The sequence below is a fragment of the Chroococcidiopsis cubana SAG 39.79 genome, assembly GCF_003991895.1.
GTDB lineage: Bacteria > Cyanobacteriota > Cyanobacteriia > Cyanobacteriales > Chroococcidiopsidaceae > Chroococcidiopsis > Chroococcidiopsis thermalis.
This window is the reverse complement of record NZ_RSCK01000003.1, coordinates 23,097-43,589: the sequence shown is the minus strand read 5'-3', so window position 1 is coordinate 43,589 and position 20,493 is coordinate 23,097. Positions and strand designations below refer to the sequence as shown.

26 protein-coding genes and 1 pseudogene are annotated in these 20,493 nt (G+C 45.3%); 22 read left to right on the top strand and 5 right to left on the bottom strand.

The genetic code is table 11. The features are described 5' to 3' along the window. Positions 1-39 precede the first annotated feature (39 nt). Genes DSM107010_RS41965 through DSM107010_RS02815 form a run of 3 tightly spaced genes read right to left on the bottom strand, consistent with a single transcriptional unit; the run spans position 40 to position 807 of the window. Entirely contained in the window at positions 40-162 is a 123-nt protein-coding gene (locus DSM107010_RS41965; RefSeq protein ID WP_258183922.1) for a hypothetical protein, read from the bottom strand. Between the two features lie 19 nt (positions 163-181). Then, the gene (locus DSM107010_RS02820; RefSeq protein ID WP_106168399.1) at positions 182-490 is read right to left on the bottom strand and encodes a GIY-YIG nuclease family protein; all 309 of its coding nucleotides are present in this window, start codon (positions 488-490) and stop codon (positions 182-184) included. A gap of 41 nt (positions 491-531) precedes the next feature. Then, a complete protein-coding gene (locus DSM107010_RS02815) occupies positions 532-807 on the bottom strand; it encodes a hypothetical protein (protein ID WP_106168400.1) in 276 nt (91 codons plus the stop codon). 227 nt (positions 808-1,034) lie between these two features. On the opposite strand from DSM107010_RS02815, the gene DSM107010_RS02810 reads away from it, so the two are divergent. From DSM107010_RS02810 to DSM107010_RS02710, 21 genes and pseudogenes are all read left to right on the top strand, one after another. Beyond that, a complete protein-coding gene (locus DSM107010_RS02810; RefSeq protein WP_106168401.1) occupies positions 1,035-1,286 on the top strand; it encodes a hypothetical protein in 252 nt (83 codons plus the stop codon). A gap of 189 nt (positions 1,287-1,475) precedes the next feature. Continuing rightward, on the top strand, positions 1,476-1,601 hold the full coding sequence (locus tag DSM107010_RS41960) for a hypothetical protein (protein WP_258183923.1): 126 nt from the start codon (positions 1,476-1,478) through the stop codon (positions 1,599-1,601). A 234-nt stretch (positions 1,602-1,835) separates the two neighbouring features. Then, entirely contained in the window at positions 1,836-2,051 is a 216-nt protein-coding gene (locus DSM107010_RS02805) for a hypothetical protein (protein WP_106168402.1), read from the top strand. Beyond that, the gene (locus DSM107010_RS02800; protein WP_106168403.1) at positions 2,048-2,560 is read left to right on the top strand and encodes a hypothetical protein; all 513 of its coding nucleotides are present in this window, start codon (positions 2,048-2,050) and stop codon (positions 2,558-2,560) included. Before DSM107010_RS02805 ends, DSM107010_RS02800 begins: the two co-directional genes overlap by 4 nt. Continuing rightward, the gene (locus tag DSM107010_RS42810; protein WP_199755371.1) at positions 2,547-2,765 is read left to right on the top strand and encodes a type II toxin-antitoxin system HicA family toxin; all 219 of its coding nucleotides are present in this window, start codon (positions 2,547-2,549) and stop codon (positions 2,763-2,765) included. The genes DSM107010_RS02800 and DSM107010_RS42810 overlap by 14 nt, the downstream gene beginning before the upstream one ends. An 11-nt stretch (positions 2,766-2,776) precedes the next feature. Beyond that, the gene (locus DSM107010_RS02790; RefSeq protein WP_127022299.1) at positions 2,777-3,082 is read left to right on the top strand and encodes a hypothetical protein; all 306 of its coding nucleotides are present in this window, start codon (positions 2,777-2,779) and stop codon (positions 3,080-3,082) included. Between the two features lie 80 nt (positions 3,083-3,162). Then, positions 3,163-3,420: a hypothetical protein gene (locus tag DSM107010_RS02785; RefSeq protein ID WP_106168405.1), complete on the top strand. Its 258-nt coding sequence runs from the start codon at positions 3,163-3,165 to the stop codon at positions 3,418-3,420. Between the two features lie 138 nt (positions 3,421-3,558). Beyond that, positions 3,559-4,062: a BLUF domain-containing protein gene (locus tag DSM107010_RS02780; protein WP_106168406.1), complete on the top strand. Its 504-nt coding sequence runs from the start codon at positions 3,559-3,561 to the stop codon at positions 4,060-4,062. Positions 4,063-4,118: 56 nt separating this feature from the next. Next, positions 4,119-4,610 carry a Rad52/Rad22 family DNA repair protein gene (locus DSM107010_RS02775; protein ID WP_127022296.1) on the top strand — a complete coding sequence of 164 codons (492 nt, stop codon included), beginning with the start codon at positions 4,119-4,121 and terminating at the stop codon, positions 4,608-4,610. Positions 4,611-4,736: 126 nt separating this feature from the next. Next, positions 4,737-5,477 (top strand): DUF6262 family protein, encoded by a 741-nt coding sequence (locus DSM107010_RS02770; RefSeq protein WP_106167999.1) that lies wholly within the window; start codon positions 4,737-4,739, stop codon positions 5,475-5,477. A 34-nt stretch (positions 5,478-5,511) separates the two neighbouring features. Then, the gene (locus tag DSM107010_RS02765) at positions 5,512-5,871 is read left to right on the top strand and encodes a hypothetical protein (protein ID WP_127022293.1); all 360 of its coding nucleotides are present in this window, start codon (positions 5,512-5,514) and stop codon (positions 5,869-5,871) included. Between the two features lie 254 nt (positions 5,872-6,125). Continuing rightward, positions 6,126-6,341 (top strand): hypothetical protein, encoded by a 216-nt coding sequence (locus DSM107010_RS02760; protein WP_106167997.1) that lies wholly within the window; start codon positions 6,126-6,128, stop codon positions 6,339-6,341. Positions 6,342-6,447: 106 nt separating this feature from the next. Then, positions 6,448-7,626, top strand: a complete 1,179-nt coding sequence (locus tag DSM107010_RS02755) for a hypothetical protein (RefSeq protein WP_106167996.1) — start codon at positions 6,448-6,450, stop codon at positions 7,624-7,626. A 98-nt stretch (positions 7,627-7,724) separates the two neighbouring features. Further along, entirely contained in the window at positions 7,725-7,928 is a 204-nt protein-coding gene (locus DSM107010_RS02750) for a hypothetical protein (RefSeq protein WP_106167995.1), read from the top strand. Further along, entirely contained in the window at positions 7,925-8,317 is a 393-nt protein-coding gene (locus DSM107010_RS02745; protein ID WP_106167994.1) for a hypothetical protein, read from the top strand. The genes DSM107010_RS02750 and DSM107010_RS02745 overlap by 4 nt, the downstream gene beginning before the upstream one ends. A 349-nt stretch (positions 8,318-8,666) precedes the next feature. Next, positions 8,667-8,879 (top strand): hypothetical protein, encoded by a 213-nt coding sequence (locus tag DSM107010_RS02740; RefSeq protein ID WP_127022287.1) that lies wholly within the window; start codon positions 8,667-8,669, stop codon positions 8,877-8,879. An 83-nt stretch (positions 8,880-8,962) separates the two neighbouring features. Beyond that, a complete protein-coding gene (locus DSM107010_RS02735) occupies positions 8,963-9,673 on the top strand; it encodes a calcium-binding protein (protein ID WP_106167993.1) in 711 nt (236 codons plus the stop codon). 126 nt (positions 9,674-9,799) lie between these two features. After that, on the top strand, positions 9,800-10,069 hold the full coding sequence (locus DSM107010_RS02730; protein WP_158631724.1) for a transposase family protein: 270 nt from the start codon (positions 9,800-9,802) through the stop codon (positions 10,067-10,069). Beyond that, positions 10,029-10,887 (top strand): annotated as a pseudogene (locus DSM107010_RS02720) (ISAs1 family transposase). The gene DSM107010_RS02730 and the pseudogene DSM107010_RS02720 overlap by 41 nt, the downstream one beginning before the upstream one ends. Positions 10,888-11,003: 116 nt before the next feature. After that, positions 11,004-11,231: a hypothetical protein gene (locus DSM107010_RS02715; RefSeq protein WP_106167989.1), complete on the top strand. Its 228-nt coding sequence runs from the start codon at positions 11,004-11,006 to the stop codon at positions 11,229-11,231. Beyond that, complete coding sequence (locus DSM107010_RS02710; protein WP_199755369.1) at positions 11,221-11,583, top strand: type II toxin-antitoxin system PemK/MazF family toxin; 363 nt, start codon at positions 11,221-11,223, stop codon at positions 11,581-11,583. The genes DSM107010_RS02715 and DSM107010_RS02710 overlap by 11 nt, the downstream gene beginning before the upstream one ends. A 351-nt stretch (positions 11,584-11,934) precedes the next feature. Here DSM107010_RS02710 and DSM107010_RS02705 read toward each other — a convergent pair whose 3' ends face one another. Both DSM107010_RS02705 and DSM107010_RS02700 read right to left on the bottom strand, forming a co-directional pair. Further along, positions 11,935-12,096 carry a type II toxin-antitoxin system HigB family toxin gene (locus DSM107010_RS02705; RefSeq protein ID WP_106167987.1) on the bottom strand — a complete coding sequence of 54 codons (162 nt, stop codon included), beginning with the start codon at positions 12,094-12,096 and terminating at the stop codon, positions 11,935-11,937. 36 nt (positions 12,097-12,132) lie between these two features. Beyond that, entirely contained in the window at positions 12,133-13,533 is a 1,401-nt protein-coding gene (locus tag DSM107010_RS02700) for a helix-turn-helix domain-containing protein (RefSeq protein WP_106167986.1), read from the bottom strand. A gap of 222 nt (positions 13,534-13,755) precedes the next feature. On the opposite strand from DSM107010_RS02700, the gene DSM107010_RS02695 reads away from it, so the two are divergent. After that, positions 13,756-20,328 (top strand): strawberry notch C-terminal domain-containing protein, encoded by a 6,573-nt coding sequence (locus DSM107010_RS02695; protein WP_127022281.1) that lies wholly within the window; start codon positions 13,756-13,758, stop codon positions 20,326-20,328. The last annotated feature ends 165 nt before the right edge of the window (positions 20,329-20,493 follow it).

The following is a 20,493-nucleotide window of genomic DNA, read 5'->3' as shown; positions in this document are numbered from 1 at the left end:
TCCAAAGAACTTGGTTAATAACCTTCATCTACAGAAAGCTTAGTAGTGACAAGGTAAGAAAATCTCTTGTATTTCGTTTAGTATTTGAGCGATCGCTCGCTTCCACCTTGGAGATTTCCATCCCGCACAGTCGAGCCATTCCGGTAGAGTTTGCGTTGCCATAGCTTGAAGTAACGGAGAGTTATAAAATGCTTTTTCTACTTGTCGAGCGAGGGCTACAAATAGGGCAGTAGTACTTCGGATTGTGTCGGCGTTTGAGTTCTCGCTCTAAAGCTCTAGTACCGTTGCGCCAATACCGGACGAGATTGAGTTCCCTACCATACTCGATTGCGGCAGCGCGACAAATTTTAGCGCCACGACCGCTTCTATGCTGCTCTAATCGTTGCTTGAGGCTGGTTGAAGTATATCCGAGGTAATGACGTGCCGAACCGAAAGTTGAGGCTGAATTCCCAATGGGTGCGCTAAAGCAAATCAAATATATGTATTCCATAGTGTTCTTCACTCAAATACTCAAGTGACGTTAGCTGTGAATTAGGCTTTTAGCCGCCATTGCTCTTGCAGGGTGGGAATTTGAGCTTCTGGTATTAAATCTATTTGTACGTACTCTTCGGCAAACCCATTCGGTAAATCCAATTGAACTGTATACCACCAACCAGGTTGATATACTTCGTCAATGCGTAAACCTACAACTCGACCAGTTGCCCAATATTGCGGTTCGCACATATCTTTTACGGCAACGCGATCGCCAAAAACGTATTGTGGCGCTTCGGATGTGGAGCTTGTGAATGCAATAGTAGTGACGTTCATAGTCTGCACGAGATATAAGAAATTACAAAGTCAAGAAAGACGAGCTACGTGTCGCTTATACCTGCACGAGTACTGAATCTCTTCGCTTGCTCGACCTATTTACAATATCTATATTACACATTGTTTTATAGATTGTCAAGACTGATATTGTCAAAACACAGTGTTTTTTAGAAAAAGGCTTATATTAGTAGTAGAAGGAAAGAAAAAAATAAGAATTGGGAGTGAATGTGCCTAGAGCAAAACAGCAAAAAAACCCTAACTCACTTAAGAATCTGATCCACGAAGGTAGACCGAGCAGCAAACAAGTTTATGGGGAACCTAAAGTGCAGCGAACGCTGACGGTGACTGAAACAGGTTGGAAAGGTGCAGTGGCGGCGATAAAAGCAGCTGGGTACAGTAGTATTTCTGAATATTTGGAAAAGATTGGTCGCGGGCAGGAAATTTTATCTCCTAGATCTTCTAAAGACATCACTCCTTAGCTTATGTCTGATATCAACAGCCCTCTCAGAAATGAGAGGGCTTCTTATTGCTTAGGCAGTGGCAGGTATTACGGCACTTTTCAAAAAATACATTGTTTTATAGAAAAAGCACTTGACAATCTATAAAGCAATGTGTAATATAGAGATATCAAGAGTAAAGCAACGAAACGAGCTTGCAAAAAAAGGCGGATGCGAACCGCAAGCGCCATTAAAGAATTTACACCCATCATGATTACACTTTTATCCGCTCCAGAAACTCTTACCGATCCCTCTTCTGCCTACCGTTACCTGGTGGAGCTAGTGTCGCTCGAATAAGAACTCGACTCGCAGGAGGTTCCCGTTCCTAAATATACTGAAGTAGTCGATCTCTGCGTTGCCCAACCAACTGAAGAAGCGATCGCCCTATTGCTGTCCATGAAAGGATACCTGGAGAAGTACCAAATCGCGTCCTACTGGGTTCCAGAAGATTGTAGCTGCTTCTAATGCAAGGTATCTGAAGAATTCAAGCCTTCAGTTCCTTCTCTTCCTCTTTTCAACCGGAGAATCAGCATGAGATTAAAAGTAGAGTTTGAAATCGAAATTTCATCAACTAAAAACGTTAGCGAAGAAAAAATACTTGAATGGGTAGAATTTCAACTCAATGGTGGAGTGTTAGAGCCTGCACACCCGTTGATAGAAGAGGATTTTGAAATCGATCCTTTCAGCATATCTTGTGAGGAGTTGCGCGACTTCAAAAAATTAATTATACAAAGGAGCGACAAATGACAACCGTTCGCCAAACAATACCATGCCCGATTGCTTGCTCTTGTCCGACTGTCGCTGATACTACACGAAGCGATAACTGGGGATTCACAGAACCCTGCCCAGAGGATTGTCTGAGCCCAGGAGACATCATCAGCAGTCCTGGTGGTCACTTTGAGTATGAGATAATTAGCTATCCATTTTCACGACTGTATCTTGACTTTCGAGGCTTAGTAAGGAGCGTGAAAGGAGTGGAAATTATCGATACTCAGCTTCGACAGCTATACAAATTATTGTTCCTATTACTAGCTTCGGCGATCTCCAATAACCAAATACATCTACCTATTTGGTTGCTGTTAAGTCTTACAGGACGACTAATGCCTCATTTAGATAATAATGCTTGGGTAGGATATCCCAAAAGAAGACCAATTCGCCACAAGCGAGGAAACTACCTCAGCTACCAGCGCCGCCTAGTCGATGGGCAAACAGTAGAGACGTTCACTCTACGATGGAGTACGGATGATGAAAGCTAAAAACCTAATTCGATCTCTGAAAAGGGATGGATGGTGTCTGGTGAAAACTAAAGGAAGCCATCATCAGTTCGAGCATTCTCTAAAGCTGGGTAAAATAACGGTTCCAGGTTATAGCAACGATGTTGCCATAGGAACTCTACACCAAATATGCAAGCAAGCAAGGCTTTTTACTTCGAGCAAAAGTAAGCGGCGGCAGCTTAATTAAGTTACGCAGCAATGCGATCGCCCCAATCGCTCTCACTTTCCATTTCACCCGACAACGTACATTTATTCAAGTCAAATTTAGGAGCATACATGGACTTCGAGCAAACTGCAATTAACCAGCCGCAAAAACACGCGATTGCTTTAGAATTTGAAATTTTTGGTTCGCTCAACTGCGAACGGTGCAGTCAACTAGCTAAAACCGTAGCTTCATTCGTGCAGCAATTACTCTATCTGACACATCCTAACGTGAAGGTTAATTACTCTATTTGCACGATCGCGAAAAAAACTTCCACCTCAGTGCAGCTACCTCCTTTGTAAGAAAGTGAAGGCTGCGACCGCAAGATCGCAACACTCTAGCGCCGTAAACCCTTGATAAAATTACTTACCTAACATCACCTATGCCAAACCAACAAACCGATAAACTCTCACAGACTTGGGCAAAAACAGCTACCCAAGCCTTGCAAGGCAAAACTATTTCTCACGTTACATACCAATATCCCGAACAAAAAGACGAACTAGGATGGACGACATCTGCACCTGTGATTGTTTTTGAGGATGGGACTCAACTGATTCCGATTGCTGACGAGGAGATGAACGAAGCGGGAGCATTTTGCATCATTGAAGAATCTATTGAGAATATAATTCCCCCAATTTAGTTTGCCCCGATCTGCGAAGTGCGACTCGCGGCACAATCGAAAGAAAGGCGATCGCACTTACTCAAAGTAGAGTGAAAACTGAAACTAATCGTTTATCGAAGTTTGTCAACAAAACAAACATACAAGGAAGGATGTCATATGAAAATTCGCTTTCTCCAAATAATTGCTTCTAGTGCGGTTTGGATGTCCTGCCACGCTCCTGCGGGAGTTGCAAGCGTTGCCCCCAAATGGGAACAGTTGCAAAGTACTAATTCAGCTTTACTAGAGCAAGTCGAGCGCGACTACACTCACGATATTGCGCCAGATACCCCTATGAATGTGGGGCAAATGCAAGTGTCGAAGATTAGTAAATCCAATTCACAAGTCTTATATCTAGTCAACACTCGCTTGCCAGGAGATAATAACCCCAGTTGTGGAGTATCGGGTTGTTTGTTCTACGGTTACGTCACGCAAAACGACCGCTTCGTACAAGTACTGAATGGCTACCTCAACGATTTTCAGGTTGAAAATGCCCTACCTACAATTCAAGCTAGTCAAATAAAAAATCATCTTCCTTGCTTGCACTTAACTTCCGCCAAACAGCAATCGAAAGAACTTTGTTACAACGGTAAAACGTATCAACTCGAACGGCTGACAAAGTAGTACGTTCTTAGATTTGGCGAGTGCGACATACTTTTTCAAATTTTCAACCAGGAACAATGGTTAACTCCCAGTCAAACCTCCAAGTTGTAGGTAGCAAAGTCGATCCGACTCAGCCTGAATGGTACAAGCAGCCCCGCCGCCCGATTGCTGAAATTATCGCCGACCTCAGCAAGCCAATCCCGAACAAATATTTAGCGCAGCGGAAACAGGGAGGAACGCAACTGACTTATTTACCTTGGTTCCGCTGCGTGGCTCTGCTCGATAGATGTACTGGCGGTCATTGGGACTACCAAATTACTCAAATTCACACGACTTGCGATCGCCTCATCTTAACTGCCAGGATTACTATTTATGCAGAAGAAGGCAGTTTCGCTCGTGAAGCAACGGGAACGGAAACCCTCAAAGAAGAGTATTTTGATAAAACTACCCAGAGCAAGCAAATTCGCGAGTGGGCATACGGGGATGTCGCGTCAAAAACCGAGTCAATGGCACTACGTCGCGCTGCAAGTAAGTTTGGACTTGGCTTGTATCTCTATCAAAAAGATTGATTCAATTCGATAAACCTAACTGGTTTTTACTTACTAATTCACACTGTTTGCTTCAACAGCAGCGGTATTTTCTGCTGTCTTGTTTTCCCCTACAAAGCAACAATTGCTCAAGAGGTACGAAACATTATGAATAATGTCAATCCAAGTTCTCAAAAAATACGCTCCCAGTCTGCCAGACAAAGAGTATTACTAGCAATCGGGCGTTTAGAAAAGATAGGAGCAAAAATCGACGTTAACAGCGTTGCCAAAGCTGCTGGGGTTTCTGTTAGTTATATTTCCAAGCAGCCGGAATTAAAACAACGTATTCAAGAACTTAAGCAATTATACATAGAGCGTCAAAAAACCACGCGATCGCCAGAATCTTTTGCTTTATCGCTCTATCTCTCGCAACAAGAAAAAGAAGTGCTAGAACGGATTGCCTTAGAAAAAGAATGCCGTTGGGGAGACAAACCGAGCGTACCAAAATTACTAGAAAAGATTGCTAATCGAGAGTTCCCAATTTTACAACTAGAAGTGCGACAGCAAGAGTTACTTGCTACTATACTGGATTTAGAGCAGACATTAAAAAATACTTTAGCTCGACTCAACTGGGAGAATAAAGAAGTAAAAAGCTGGCGAAAAGAGGGGGTTGTATATAAAATTACTATTGCTCACAAAGAATCGATAGAAAGTATTGCTTGTCAGATGGGATGCAAACATAAAGATGGTAGTAGTAATATTTCCATGTTCGTGCAAAAGATATGTCATCGCAAAATACTTTTAGACTCTTCTATTAATTGGCGATCGAGTATAAGTCAATCTCTACCCTTATTGCGAGAAGCAGTAATTCAAGTTTTGTCAATTATTGCTGATGCTAAAAAGGTTTAGAACTTTGAATAACAATTATATTGGAAACCAATTTATGCATAAACTAACTCAGTCTAATAAGAACGTTTTCTTCAATTCTGCAAGTATCGGTGAAATTTATAGTTTTAGTCAATCTCTATCTTTACAAGAAATAAAAAAATTGGCTGAAAAAGCAGGCATATCTATTGACTATGTTGCCAAGAATCAATTCATAATTAAAGAGCGAGAACAGAGTACTAGTTTGTGGCAGCCAGAAGAAGACGATTTGTGTCACGGATATGTGACAGGATTTTGCGGACGAAAGGCAATTATCTGTATTGGTAACTCCAGTCAGGGATATCTGATGTTTTGCCGCAATTGTGCTTACAAAATGAGTATAAACTTAATCAATATCGCATTTACCTCTAGCAACTAGCTTTTTTCTAATGTGATTTTTTTTAGTTGGAATATATCTTTAGTTTTCTATTTCACTTTAGCGAAAAATGTTTAATAGAGAATATAGTTACACTCAGCAAAAAAAGAGAATTAGCTTGTTTTTTCAACCCCCATGTCTTATACTATAATAAAGAATAGTAAGTTTACAGAAGCTAAAGACTTCCTCCTTCTTGCAACAGCTTTTTCAACTATTTTATGGCGCTCGTTCTATGCCATTTGAGTTGAGATTCTCCTATGATTCAAGATTTACTATCTTTTGCAATTGATGTAATTACTCTTTCCTACATTACAATTTTGGCATTAGAGTTTTTTATCGACATTCTACCGCCTCAACTACCTATTTACAGTTCTACAACCGATTTAAGAGCAGTAACAGAACGAGTAAAATATTTATCCGATGAGAGAGATAGTAATTGGTACACTCAACAATTCAATTTCAAGTACCTTTAACACTTGCAACTAAATCGCTTTCAGGACTTACAAGCTCAAACAGCTTTTCACTTAGCAGTAGTGGAATTAAAACTTACATAATGTCAGAATTGCATTAGGAGATGTCATGATTCCCGCAAAGTTACAAACACGCATTCAATCGCTCAAACAACAGCGCGATCGCGCTATGGAAGAGAAAGCTCTGCGCCAGCAGCAGGAATTAGCAATCCTAAGTCAAAAAGTTTTGACAGAATTTAGCGAAAAATTTACTGCTGATTTTGATGCAGAAATTCAGTCTGAATTGGGAATTGAGTTGAAAACCGAGCGCGTAACTACTATTTTCCAAATAAATAACGTTGTGGCTTACGCAGAATTTCTCCTGACCGACGAACTAGAAGAAATCCATGCGATCGCAATTCATCAAGTTAATTCTTGGTGGCGAATTCGCTATTCATATCTAGTCTGGAGCGAATGCCACAAACGCCGAGAAAGTCAAGAGTTTCTGCACATAGATTCAGCGTATTGTTCGCGAGTCAAAGCTAAATCTGCAAGCGAAGTGCTACTTCTATTCCTCCACGGCTGGCAGCAGTTGGTGAAAGAAAATACCCAAAAACGTCAAGAAGAATCTCGTAGGTTAGAGGAACTAGCTAAAAAACGGCAGCAAGAGGAAGAAGAACATGAGGTACTTAGACTGAAAAACGAGCGGGAGCAAGCCGAGCTACAGCAGCAGTGGGAGGAGCAAGCAATTGCTATCAAAATGGAAGACGCTCGAATCAGACAGCAAATCGCAGCCGAACTTAGAGAAGCTAAATCTCAAGAATGGCAATGGCAGGAGGGAGCGATCGCCACTCTGTACAAGTGGACTTGGTGTAAAGGTGCGTATGTTTGTGAAGACGGCGAGACTCAATTCGACTACGAATACTTGTGGAGCGATCGCGATAGTTTAGATGAGGATGGTTATGTTACAGGTTTCAAGTCTGTAAAGCAAGATGGATACTCCTATCGAGCTTGTGCTTGCTGCCAAGTCAAACTAATACTAGACGTTCACAAACCAGTTATTGAGCGCGTTCAATATTCCTGTTGGGAAGATTTACCGTCGATCTTCCGCACGCCGATCTTTTACGAATTTCCAGGAATAGAACTTTACGGCGATTACGACTGGCAGATACTAGAGTTAATCGCTCAAGAGGAAATGGAGATGTGGTATCGGCAGAATTCAGCTTGCAGCGAAATAATCGCTGTAGGTGAAGAACCGCTTGCGTGGGTCAAATCTTTACTTGAGAATAGTAAGAACTTGCAAGTTTAGTCGCCGTTTAAAAACTCGACCGCTTCAAGATACGGCGAGCGAGAGAAAGCAGCTGTAGCTATTAATGAATAACTAATTTTTTCAAGCGGGATCGATTTATGAGCAATACATCAGCGATAGAAGACGAGATTTATCAAGCTTGCGACCAGTATCCGCGAAATTTTACTCTTGAAGAGATGGGTTATATTCGCTCTCACTCTGACGTTCGAGATACTTTAATTAATTGGTTTGAAATGAATTTAAGTGATGGACGCTGGACTCAACAGCAAATCAAATTCATACAATCTTTCTACGAGCGATGATCGTGCAGGCTACTTATTGCGCGTTAAAAGTCGGATATGATAAGCTTGAAATAGATCATTCTTTGATTGCTGAAAGTAAAGAATACTTGAGTCTTGCTTTAAATCTAGCACAATCATATCACGTCCTCAAGAATAGTATTTTTTGGAAAACAGCACGTCCAAGTATAAAAAGACGAGTCAAGCAGCAACTAAATATTCTTGCTTTCGATTGTTGTACTAATTTTCTGGCTGGCTGTGACTGTATCAACGCTTATGTAGAAAAAATGAATGGTATTGCGATTCCTCCGATTTGGTGGAATGATGCAATAGTTGACTTTACTCTTGCATACGACGCTCTGATACGGGAACACGAAAGCGAAGTTACAAGCAAGCAACTATCACTGTGGTAATGATAAATCACAGATGTGCAATGTCTTCGGTAGAGCGCGAGAGTTGCCTGCACCTGCGCTGTTTACTGCGATTGAGCTGCTAAAGAGGCGATCGGACTGAGCAAACAAGTCAATCAAAGTGGAGCGAAGCTGCTACAGGGAAGACATTGAGTTAGTTTCTTACGTAGATAGAAGCATAACGATTAGTATGATAAAAAGCTTACGCATGAGACTTCCTTTCAACATACAAAGCACCAGTTTTAAGAGCTTACTACTAAAGAATCTCGTGTAATTATATAGCGTGCTCGCACCGAACTCAAGCCTACAGACCATTCATTTGACACAGAATCACGAACCGAATAAAACACCTATGGAAAAGTTTTTGTTTCGAGCGGATGCAGTTATGAAGAATAATCTACCACTAACTAGAGACAATGCCGTTATTGGCTGGACGCTAGGAAAATATATTGTTTCTAGACGCTGGAATTACGAACATTTTCCAGTATGTACTGTAGAGTTATCGCCCTCGTCTATGAAAATGGCACATCCAGTAAGAAAACCGCTAGGACTATGGGGAATTTGACGGCACAAAAGTAACGAGCGGTTATGCCAAATCCATTCGAGACAATACTCTCGCGCAACTTATCACAACTCAGGAATCGATCTATGACTAATCTTTACGGCACGGATGCAAACGATACTTTAACTGGAACGGAAAATCAGAACAGTCTTTACGGGCTATCGGGCGATGACTTGCTGTTCGGTCTTGCAGATAACGATAAGCTCTACGGTGGAGATGGAGCCGACGAACTACGCGGCGGCGAAGGCAACGATCTGCTGGCGGGGAACGGCAATAGCATCAACGATAGCTCGGATCGCGATCGCTTATTTGGTGGAGCTGGGAACGATATCCTGATTGGCGAATACGGGAACGACTTCTTGAGCGGCGGTAGTGGAGACGATACCATGATCGGAGCTGGCGGTCGCGTACTCGATCTGTTCGGTAGTGTCAGCAGAGGTGATGGCGAAATTGATATTTTGTATGGAGGAACCGGAGCAGATAAATTTGTCTTGAGCGGCGGGTCGGGACGCGATGGTGTAGGACCCTTTTACAGTAGTGATGGGGAGCGAAACATTGCGATTCTTCTCGATTTCAACCCGACCGAGGACAAAATTGTTTTGAGCCGCTTTAACAGTTCTCCTATCACTCCTACAACTGAAGTAGAATATACTTTAGGTGCGCTGCCCGAAGATTTTCCAGCAGGAACGGGGATATATGCTAGCAGCAAAGGTGGATTGCCAGAACCGATCGCCGCTGTTATCAACGTTACTCCTGAAAGTCTTAGCCTGAACGCGGGCTATTTCCAATATATTTAGATCGGCAGATGCGATCTCGCATGGACAGAGAACTATGTCAGCTTCTCCCCGTGCATGAGCGCAGGGCTGTTTTATTGTCAGAGTAAAAAAATTAAACTCAAATCTAGAGTTGGCAGAGCATCAGCCATGAACCTGATTGAACACTTGAAACAAGTACCAGAGTTTCGTGCAGCCCGTGGTCAACGACATGCACTGTGGCTAGTGCTGCTGCTAATTATTCTGGGAGCAATGATGGGTTACTGGGGGTATCGACCCTTAGCCGAATTTGTCGAGACCTATGGTGAACAGTTGCGCCGCAAGTTAAATCTGCCACAGGATACCAAGCTACCGTCCTATTCGACGTTTCGACGAAGTTATGCAGCAACTAGATTTTCAAGCTTTAGCCACCGCCTTTAATGACTGGGCACAAACCTACAGTGAGTTAGAGCCTGGGGAATGGCTGGCAATGGATGGTAAAAGTATTAAAAGTAGTGTCACCGACTACAGCCAAGCTGAGCAGAACTTTGTCAGTCTGGTGTCGCTGTTTTCTCATCAACGCGGCGTAGTACAAGCAGTGATGCCAATGGAGAACAAACTCCAAAGCGAACAAGAAGTGGTACGTCTGTTATTGGCAGCAGTGGAACCTAGAGGTGTGGGGATAACACTAGATGCATTGCACACTCAAAAAAACACTTGAACAGATTATCGGGCAGCACAATGATTACCTAGTGTGTGTCAAAACCAATCAAAGACGATTGTATGAATGGATTGAACAACTGTGGCTCACCAGTGTGCCGTGTAGTATCTGCCAAGACCTGGAACAAAGTCATGGACGAATCGTCTCTCGTCGCATTTGTGTGTTTGACGACTTGGGAGAATTTGCTCAACAATGGGTAGGACTGCAACGATGCATTAGCATAGAACGTCAAGGGATGCGAGACGGTCAGGCGTTTGCCGAACGCCAGTACTACATTAGTAGCGTGGCAACGACAGCAACCGAGTTTGGGGCGATAATTCGCGGGCATTGGACTATAGAGAACCAACTACACTGGGTCAAAGATGTCACCTTCAATGAAGACCATGCACCCCAAAGGGGGAAATTTGCCGCTGCCAACTGGTCGATAGTACGCAATTTCTTTATCACCATTGCCCGTTGTTTAGGCTTCACATCTATTGCTAGGGCAAAGCGCCAGTTGGCAAATCAGTTGGGCATAATTTTTCCTCTCCTACAATGAAACAACCCTGCGTGCATGAGCGGGGCTGAAAGGGAAGCTTGCAAACAACTAAGTTTACACCAAGGGTGCTTTCTATGGCTAAACTTGAAGTGTTCTAGTAGATGAGTTTCAGACAAATGAACCCCCAACATCACGCTAGCCAATCCGATTTCGACTTAGAGCAAGCAAAGTTGATGAAAGCAACGAACTCCACACTTTCGATTCATCAACGCCGTGCTTTTATGAAACTGTCGTTAGAGGAGCGCCGTCAACTTCTGGCGCAACAAGCCCAAGCAATGCAACAACACTACCAACAGGACGAACAATGGCGGCAGCTAGAAACAGGCGATTTCTGTGACTACTAGTCATCCAACTCCCAAACGCGGTGAAGTTTGGTTGGTGAATTTTGACCCAACTATAGGAGCTGAAATCAAAAAAGTTCGCCGTGCTGTCGTCGTCAGTTCCGATGCAGTTGGCAGGCTACCGCTCAAATTGGTCGCACCGCTCACCGAATGGAAACCCTATTTTGCTAACAACATTTGGCACGTTAGGATAGCCCCCGACAGTACGAACGGCTTGACGAAGACTTCTGCTGTTGATGCTTTGCAACTAAGGGGAGTGGATACCCAAAGGTTTATCCAGCAGTTAGGACAGTTATCCCACAATGCGATGGAAGAAATTACGCTCGCGATTGCAGCAGTAATTGAATATCAGTAACCCTAAAATCAGTCTGAATCATCACCAATTACAGCAGTCCATCCCTGTTTAGAATCGCGCTTGACACTTTTGCATACAGCAATAGCAATTGGATACCACTAAAAGCTGCGAAGCACGAAACGTTACTATCGCTGCTGTATGCATACTTTGCTTGCAAGAGCAATTGATAGCGTAAGTGTTGTACAAACAAAGCTGGTCAGCGATCTGCGATCGCTGCTTGAGAAAATCCATGCGCCATTTGTATCCGATCTTTTTTGTGCGCCATTGGCGCACAAATTGTCAAATACACTTGCGGTATCGATTAATTGATACGAGTGGCGACGATGATAGTCAAATCTATCGCGTGCAGTACTACTCGAACGTATGGTGCGTACTGCGATACAGTGCTTTGATATCTGCTGGACTCGACCATTCTGCTTGAGAAACTTCCGCATACCAAGACTTGAGCAGTTCTTCTGCATCTGGATGTTCCTCCCAGAAGCGACGTAGGGTATTGCGGGCAATAATATGCATATTTGATGCTGACAAAGCGCGGGCTATATGTAATAGTTATACTTGCTTCTCTTGAAGAATATGTTTTTTTAATAGAGGTGGAAGTTTTAAAAAAAGCTCTTTTGTCTCTCTATTTTTACTTTTTACAATCAAGCAAAGATCGTTTAAGTTTTCTATAGACCTCATCAGTTCTGAAATAGATAAACTGCTTGGCAGTCGAACGGGTAGTTCTTCAATTATCTGTAAAAAGCTCACAAAATCATTTACGTCGTCTGCTCTTTGGGCTAAATAGCTTAAAATTTGCCGATCTAAAACACTCAATCTTTCAGGTTGATATTGCTCGGCTAAAGTTTCCCTAAATATTTCAGATGTTAATTCAGTTTGATAGTGAAGGAATTTAGCTACACTGCCGCTAAAGAATTTTTCAATACGACTGGCAACTAATTCGATTGCTGCGGGATTGCCTAAGTAGGGTTCGAGCAACTGTTCCCATTTATGCTCGTCAGCTAATCCTCTAGTTTGCAAAATCTCCCCAGCTGCTTTCACATCCAATCCTTCTAGTTTAAATGAAAAAATTGCTCGTCCCGAACGTTGTAATTTCATTAAGTCTCTGAAAGGTTCTCTACTCGTCAAAATAATGCAGCTAGAATGCTTTGCTTCTATAATTCGACGGAAGAAAACGCCATATTCTGAGTATTGCTCAGAGTAGGAATTGAAGCTACTATTTCTATCTTTTCGCAACCAAGCTTCGGCGCTATCTAGTACTAATAGACAACGACGCATAGAGATCGCTTTTATTAGGAGAGTAGCTAGCTCTTGCGTGCTTTGAGGCAGCTGTTGCTCTGGGATTGCTGGTAGAGCTAGATCGTCAAGCAAATTGGCGAGTAAGCCTTTAAGTGTCGGACCATAGTGAACCGATTTCCAAATTAAACAATCGAACTCTGGTTGACGCTTTGTACTTATTTCTTCTATTAGTGTTGCGGACATAGCACTTTTACCAAAACCTGGCGCTCCATAGATAACTAGGCAGCGGCAATTGGCGATCGCGTCCCTAAGCCCAATCAGTTCTACCTCGCGCCCGAAAAAAGTTTGCACGTTAGGAGGCTGTCCCCCAATAATAGGTATGGCGGAGGTGTTAACAGGATTGGACTGACTGGGAGCCGATGACAAAAGGGAGCCTGTTGCCATCCTTCGTTCCAAGATGCTCCGCAGCCGTTTCTTAGTAACTTTTTCGCCGTTTCCCAAAACTCCCGTCAGCAAAATCCATAGTTTCCGCCCGACATCTCGCTGCAAGCGATCGATGCTGTAAGCGAAAGTTGCAGCGATTTCCTTATACTCTTTGTCCTCCCAAGCCGCTTCTATCACTAGCTTTTCATCCTGGTTCAAGCGTCTGCCTGCTTTGGCAAACACTAACTCGTCTATTGCTTTAATGGCTTCTTGAGAGTTGATCGTTCGCAACGTACTTCACTTAACTTAATATTTGATGAGCGAAATTCCAACTTCTTTGCATGATAAAGTATATTGCAATTACTAAAGTACAAAAGCAAATCAGCCGAGCGGCAAATTGATTGCTGAGTATTTGTCGATAAGGCTTGGGAAGAGGAAAAATTTGTCTGTCGATTGAAAGACAAATACCCAACTTCAGACTCCGCTTAAGTATAAGCCAAATTTTTCAACCACATGGATCGAGAATACGAGCTAGTTTCGGCTTTCGCCGATCGCTTCATCCAAGGCGGGAGCTTTGCCACAATTGTCTCAGCCCGCGAACGAGCATCAAAGATATTAGGTACTCCAGTTTTACCTGGGACGGCGATCGCCAAGTTAGTTGATGAGTCGGTGGAGCAAGGCTTAGTCCGCGCTGCCAAAATTATTGCTACTTCCGAGCTAGATTCCGCCCGCGCTTATACTCAATTGGTAGACTTATACCAACGTCAGCCAACGCTCGGCACGCGCTCTAGTACCAGTATCGCTCAACAAGCGTACAGCACTCCCGTACCGATCGCGTATTTAGCGGCAATGCTAGCCCAAATGACTCTAGAAAAGACTGTCTACGAGCCGACAGCTGGCAACGGCGCACTTTTGCTCACAGCCAATCCGACTCGTGCTTCAGTCAACGAACTCAACCCGTCGCGAGCGGCTGACCTGCGGCGACAGGGATATACGGTGACACAAGAAGATGCCGTGACTTACCTTCCCGTCAAACAGCACGATGTCGTCATCGCTAATCCTCCTTTTAACTCGGTGATGGACGAGCGCGGCAGAGTCAAGTTATTTAACTTGAGGCGCTACAGCACGACTCAAATCGACCACGCGATCGCCCTCAACGCTCTCAAAGTTATGAAACCAAAGGGACGAGCAGTTCTGATTTTGGGGGGAAAATTAGGTGGAGACGCGGAGCGTTCCAGCCGTTATAACTCGCGAGAAAGCCGAGCTTTTTACTTTACCCTGTATCAAGAGTACAATGTCATCCATCACTTTTCGATTTGGGGCGACCTCTACCGCAGGCAGGGGGCTGGTTTTCCTATCGATCTGATTGCAATTGCAGGCAAGGGCAAGTCGTCGCTATCTCTACCTGCTGCCGTTGTTCCGCAAATCTACAGGACGTTTGACGAATTAAAGGAAGTACTCGATGTCGCTATATCTGAGCGATTCCAATGTCTGGATGCCCCAAGACCCACGCCTAGCATGGATGGCAGTATTGGTTCCATCTCCACAACGGGCGATCGCGACGCGAGAGGAATTTCTAGAACTGCTATGCCAACGGTTGGAGTGGGAGATTTGCCGCACTCAGGAAGAGTCGCCACACCTGGAGTCACCTTACCAACCGATCGAGCAAGCAATGGTGCGGGGGGGAATGTATCAATTTCTTCCCAGCAGACGGGACTCTCCCCGCCAGTGGGCGGAAGCGGTCATACTGTACAACTCTATTCTGTACGACAAGATGGGTTTGTACCTGAGCGAGGAATTTCCGGTCGAAGTTCTGACGAACCCGCAGCAGATCCAAGCCGCCCTCGCTCGAATAGAGAATACGAGGCTGGAGGAATGGCTGGAGGAACTGACAGCAAATTAAATCGAGAAACACGAGGTCCAGAAGCGATGCAAGACGAGCTTAGCCCAGCAGACGATCGAACCACCCAACAACCTGCCAAACAACTACCATACATTCCCAAAAGCGAAGCAACGCCTGTCGGTACTTTGATTCCCGCTAACATGCAAGCCAGTACCGCTAGGGCGTTGGACGCTCTGGAGCAGAGAGTTGGAGCGCTGGACGAATATGCAGCCGATCGCTTGGGATACGGTACGCAAGAGGAGTTGCATCGACGTTTGAGCGCCGAGCAAGTAGATGCTTGCGCTTTGGCACTGAGCAACTTAGAAAAGGGTAGTGGTTTCGTCATCGGCGACCAAACTGGGGTGGGCAAGGGGCGCGTGGTTGCTTCCATCATCCGCTACGCTCGGATTACGGGTAAGACTCCTATTTTCGTGACGCAAAATAAATCGCTTTATGCAGATATGCTGCGCGATTTGAAAGATATCGGAATGCCCAACTTCAGACCGTTCCCCACCGATTCTGACTTAAATATTCCCTTGGACGATTACCGCAGTCTCAAAACTACGTCGCGATCGCATCAAACCGAAATGGAGAATTTTCTGAGGACGGGAAATTTGGGGAGATACGATGGAATTTTCACTACCTACAGCCAGATGCAATCGGTAAAAGGGAAGGAAACGCTCAGGCGAGAGTTTCTCAGGGCTTTTGCTGCCAATGCCATTCTGATTCTAGATGAAAGCCACGAAGCGGGAGGCACGAAGTCAGAGCGGCAACCTTCAGGAGTTGCAACAAACCGCGCTGCCTTCGCCCGCGAACTGATCGAGCTATCTGCAGGCGTATTCTACTCTTCCGCTACCTACGCCAAGCGCCCCGATGTCATGGACTTGTACGCAAAAACGGATATGCGGCTGGCGGTGCATGATATGAATACGCTGGTTTCCATTGTCGAGCGGGGTGGCGTGCCGATGCAACAAGCCCTCGCCGCCCAACTGACACAAGCAGGTCAGTACGTCCGCCGCGAACGTTCTTACGAAGGAGTAAATTTTAACTTAGAGATCGTCCCCGTCGATCGTCCGGTGGCAGAAGCAATTTCTGAGATATTAGCTGACATTTTGGAGTTCGACCGTCACAAGCAGGAGGCGGTCAAAGAACTGGATGCTACAGCTAAAGCCGAAGCTAAGGCAATTTTGGGGGATAGCTCTACAGGGATGGCAGGGGCAAAAAGCACTAACTTCACGTCGATCATGCACAATTTGATCGATCAGTCCTTGCTGGCGATGAAAGCCGAGCAGACGGTACAAAAATGTTTGACGCTGCTGCGACAACCTCATCCTGAAAAACCCCTGATTGCTCTATCGAATACGATGGGGTCATTCATCAACGACTATGCCAAATTAAACCAACTGTCGCCAGGAGACGAAATTAATCTAGATTTTGGCGACTTGCTCGTGCGCTACTTGGAGCGCAGTCGGGACGTACTCATCGGGAATCCTTACGGAGACAAAGAACGCCACCGTCTCACCGATGAGGAGTTAGGGTCGAAAGGAGTTGCAGCTTACGAGCGCATTCTCAACCGGATCGAGCAGATCGACCTAAGCGCGATTCCGATTTCTCCGATCGACTACATCAAGTCGAGGCTGTCTCAGTCAGGTTACAGCGTCAACGAAGTCACGGGGCGAAAAGACGTTATCGATTACTCTGCTGATGGGACTACCACTTACCAGCAACGTCTGAGTCAAGAAACTAGCAAAGCCGCCGCAATCGCCAACGTCAGAGCTTTTAACAACGGGCAGTTAGATGTAATTATTCTCAACCGCTCCGGTTCGACGGGGATTTCGCTGCACGCTTCCGCTCAATTTGCCGACCGCCGACCTCGCCACATGATCGTCGTGCAACCGGAAAAAGAAATCAATTCGTTCATGCAAATGTTAGGGCGCATCCACCGCACGGGGCAAGTCGTGCTGCCCAGCTTCACCCTGCTCAACGCCGATATTCCAGCCGAGAAAAGACCTGCGGCGGTGCTGGCTAAGAAAATGGCATCCCTTAATGCCAATACGACAGCCGCACGGTCGAGTGGAATTTCGTTGGAGTCGGTTGTCGATTTTATGAACGAGTACGGCGATCGGGTGGCGGCTGAGTTATTACTGAACGATCCTGGCTTAAACCGCCAGCTAGCAGATCCGCTCGGCGGGATAGAAAGCGCTCAAAGCGCGGATAATGCGGGTTTGATAAATAAAGTAACCGGACGCTTGCCCCTGCTGCCGCTCGCCGAACAGGAGCGCGTGTACGCCCTGCTCGAACGAGAGTATGCGGAGTACGTCGAACGCCAGGAAACGATGGGAGAATCGGTATTAGAAGCACGCTTTCTCGACCTCGACGCAAAAACGGTGGCGCGGATGGAAGTCATCGCTGGCGATCTCGACAGTAATTCTCCCTTTACCAGTCCCGTCAATGTAGAAGTGGTAGATGCCAAAACACCCCGCAAGCCCGTCACGACTCTAGAAGCAATTAATTTAGTCCGCGAAAATCTCCAACTGGAACTCGTAGAAGCGGTAGAAGCTCACGACTTCGACACTGTTAGCAACCACGCCAAACAGCAAGCCGAAGCTACGCGGCAGCAGTTGCTCCAAGCTACCCAGTCTTACCGAACGGCAGCGATTGAGGGCAAAACATATGCCTCATCCATTGAAAAAATCGACAATCGCCTCAACGTACAGCTACAACACGTCAGCAATACTTTAGAAACTTTCCCCCTTGGCGAAAGCGTGAGAGTCGTGACTGAGACTGGCAATATCTTCTACGGTGTCGTAGGAAAAATTTGGAGCAGCAATCGGGAAGAAAATGAAAGCCCAGTCACGCCTAACAGGTGGAAGATGCAAATCGTGCTAGCAGATCCAGCACGGTATTTAACCTTACCTTTTTCTCAAGTCAACACCCTTTCAGCCAATTGTGTCACGCTCGCTCCTGAGTCTCTCAATTGGGATGGAGTGGAAATTTATCAAGCTTTCGATCTCAAACAGACCAAAAACCGCGAATCAAGGCAGATTTTTACAGGCAACTTATTGCGGGCTTACGAAAAGTTTCAAGGTAAAATCGTCAATTACACGGACGATCGCGGCAGAACGCGCCAAGGTTTGCTCGCCCCGCAAGGATTTGACATCGAGGAGGTTTTAGAAAAGCAGCCCGTAATTATTCCCACTGCTCGACAGATCGTTACCTTTCTCACGGAAGTTACAGATCGCGCCGGACAAGTCAAAACACTCGACGAAACTTTAACGATCAAACCCCAACGCAGCCGCTATGGAGACGGCTTTATCGTACAAACTGCCAAATCTAGGAATGACGGTGGAGCATATTATTTAGACCCAAGCTTGCTTGGGATAATTGGAGGTGAGTTTCATTCTATAGGCGATCGCATGGAGGCAGTTGTTTCTCCAGACAGAATTGCGTCTGTATTGGAATTCATGGAAGCTAAAGGTTTGAGGTTGGCTGCTTTTGAGAAGCAAGATATTGCTCGCAATTTTCTCGGTATTACCCTGCCCGAACTCCAGCCAGTTCAATCGGAATCGGTTGAGGTAAGCGATCTTAGTGTTAGTCAGGATCGCTTACCTCAACCAGCTAAGGCTGCACCCACACCCATATCGAGTGATCCCGAAACTCATACACCAAGCGTTGGAAGCGGCGAGCGGCAGGTCGAGGCAGATGCGATCGACGAACCATCGTCCGGCGATACCCCAGGCGGTTTGAGCAACGACAGTCGCCCTACCCCAGACGAGAAGATAAAACCGACTGCTCGACTCGAACGGCAAATAATGCTTGGTGAGGTAGCCTTGCAGATTGCTGACTTTCGCTGCCAAGCTGGAGCGGCAGAAAAAAATGTTGCCAAACTCCTGCACCAGGCTGGGTTGGCAGCAGAGATCTTACAGGGGGAAGACTTTCATTTCAAAGTAGAGAACGAACCGTACATGAGTTTGTCGATCGAGCGGCACGGACGGGAACTATATCTAACACACTTTTTGGCAGATAGCAGCGGCGACTTGACGATCAACTCCGAAATGGTATTTAGAATCTCTTGGGGCGGACAACTGGCTTTGACTCAAACTGCCGTGCAAAACCCTCTAACTGGTGGCGAGGAGCGTCGCCAAGACCGAGGCTTTGCCAAAACTTTTAGCGAAAACCTTCTGGAACAAGGATTTGCTACTGCTGCGCGATCGAGCGCGATTGCCCAACAAGCCGTACCACAAGAATCCTCGCCTAAACTGGTTGACAAGCCAACCGAGCAATCATTGGGCGATGGTCGCGACAAAGCCAAGTTCCGCCTTCGGCATCGCACTACAGAAGTAAATCATCCCGATACAAATTCTCATAGCCTGACGATCGAGGAGCGTCGCCAGCTATCTCCACTACTACAAGAATATCTAGCTTTAAAGGATCGATCTCCACAAGCGTTAGTACTTCAACGAGTCGGTGATTTCTACGAGGCTTTCTTTCAAGATGCTACGGTCGTAGCGAAGGATTTGCAGCTAGTGCTAACTAGTAAAAACTCAGGTTCCGCTGAACTCGGTCGCATTCCCATGACTGGTTTCCCCCACCATGCCCTGGATCGCTACAAATCTCGTTTGGAGGAAATGGGGCATACAGTTGTTGTCTTCGAGCCAGCTCCATCGCCATCCGTACTACAAAATTCTCAAACTTCTCCTCCACCGACGCGCACTACCATACAACCTACAGCTAGAACGCCACGGACTAGAAGATCTAAACAAATACTCGAATCGGTAGGAGTGCAGTTAAGCTTATTCGATCTTTCTACAAATTCTTCTTCCACCGCTAGAGAAACTGCTGTTAGCACTCCGACATTGACGCAACCCGTTTCCAACGAGCGCGAAAAAGTAGAAGATAACCGTTCGCCACAACAACTTTGGGAAGATTACAGTCGAGGAGTAGAAGCACGTATTCCAATTGAGTTGAGTAAAACTGTTGCGCTCAAAGCATTACAAAATCACTTGAGCTGCGAGTCAATTGTTGAAATATTACAACACGATCCAGAGGTGAAAAAACTACATAATCGTGAAGAGAGTTTAGCAAGAAAATATATTGAATTAATTGTTGATAGCTTAAGTAGAACGCAGTCAACCGGACAAAAACAGCTTCAAGTAAAAGAGCGCGATCGCCTTATTCCTTATTGTGACTGGGTTGAGCAATAGCTTAAACTGAAATGTTGCACCTATTGCAACGACTGCAACTCATAACCACAGCATAACTTAAGTTAGCAAACACGCTCTAGCCTCGATGCAACCGCAGCGATCGCCCTCAAACAACAAGAATGAGAATATGTTGGGTCAATTCGTCCTCTGCTATCTCGAAGGCGC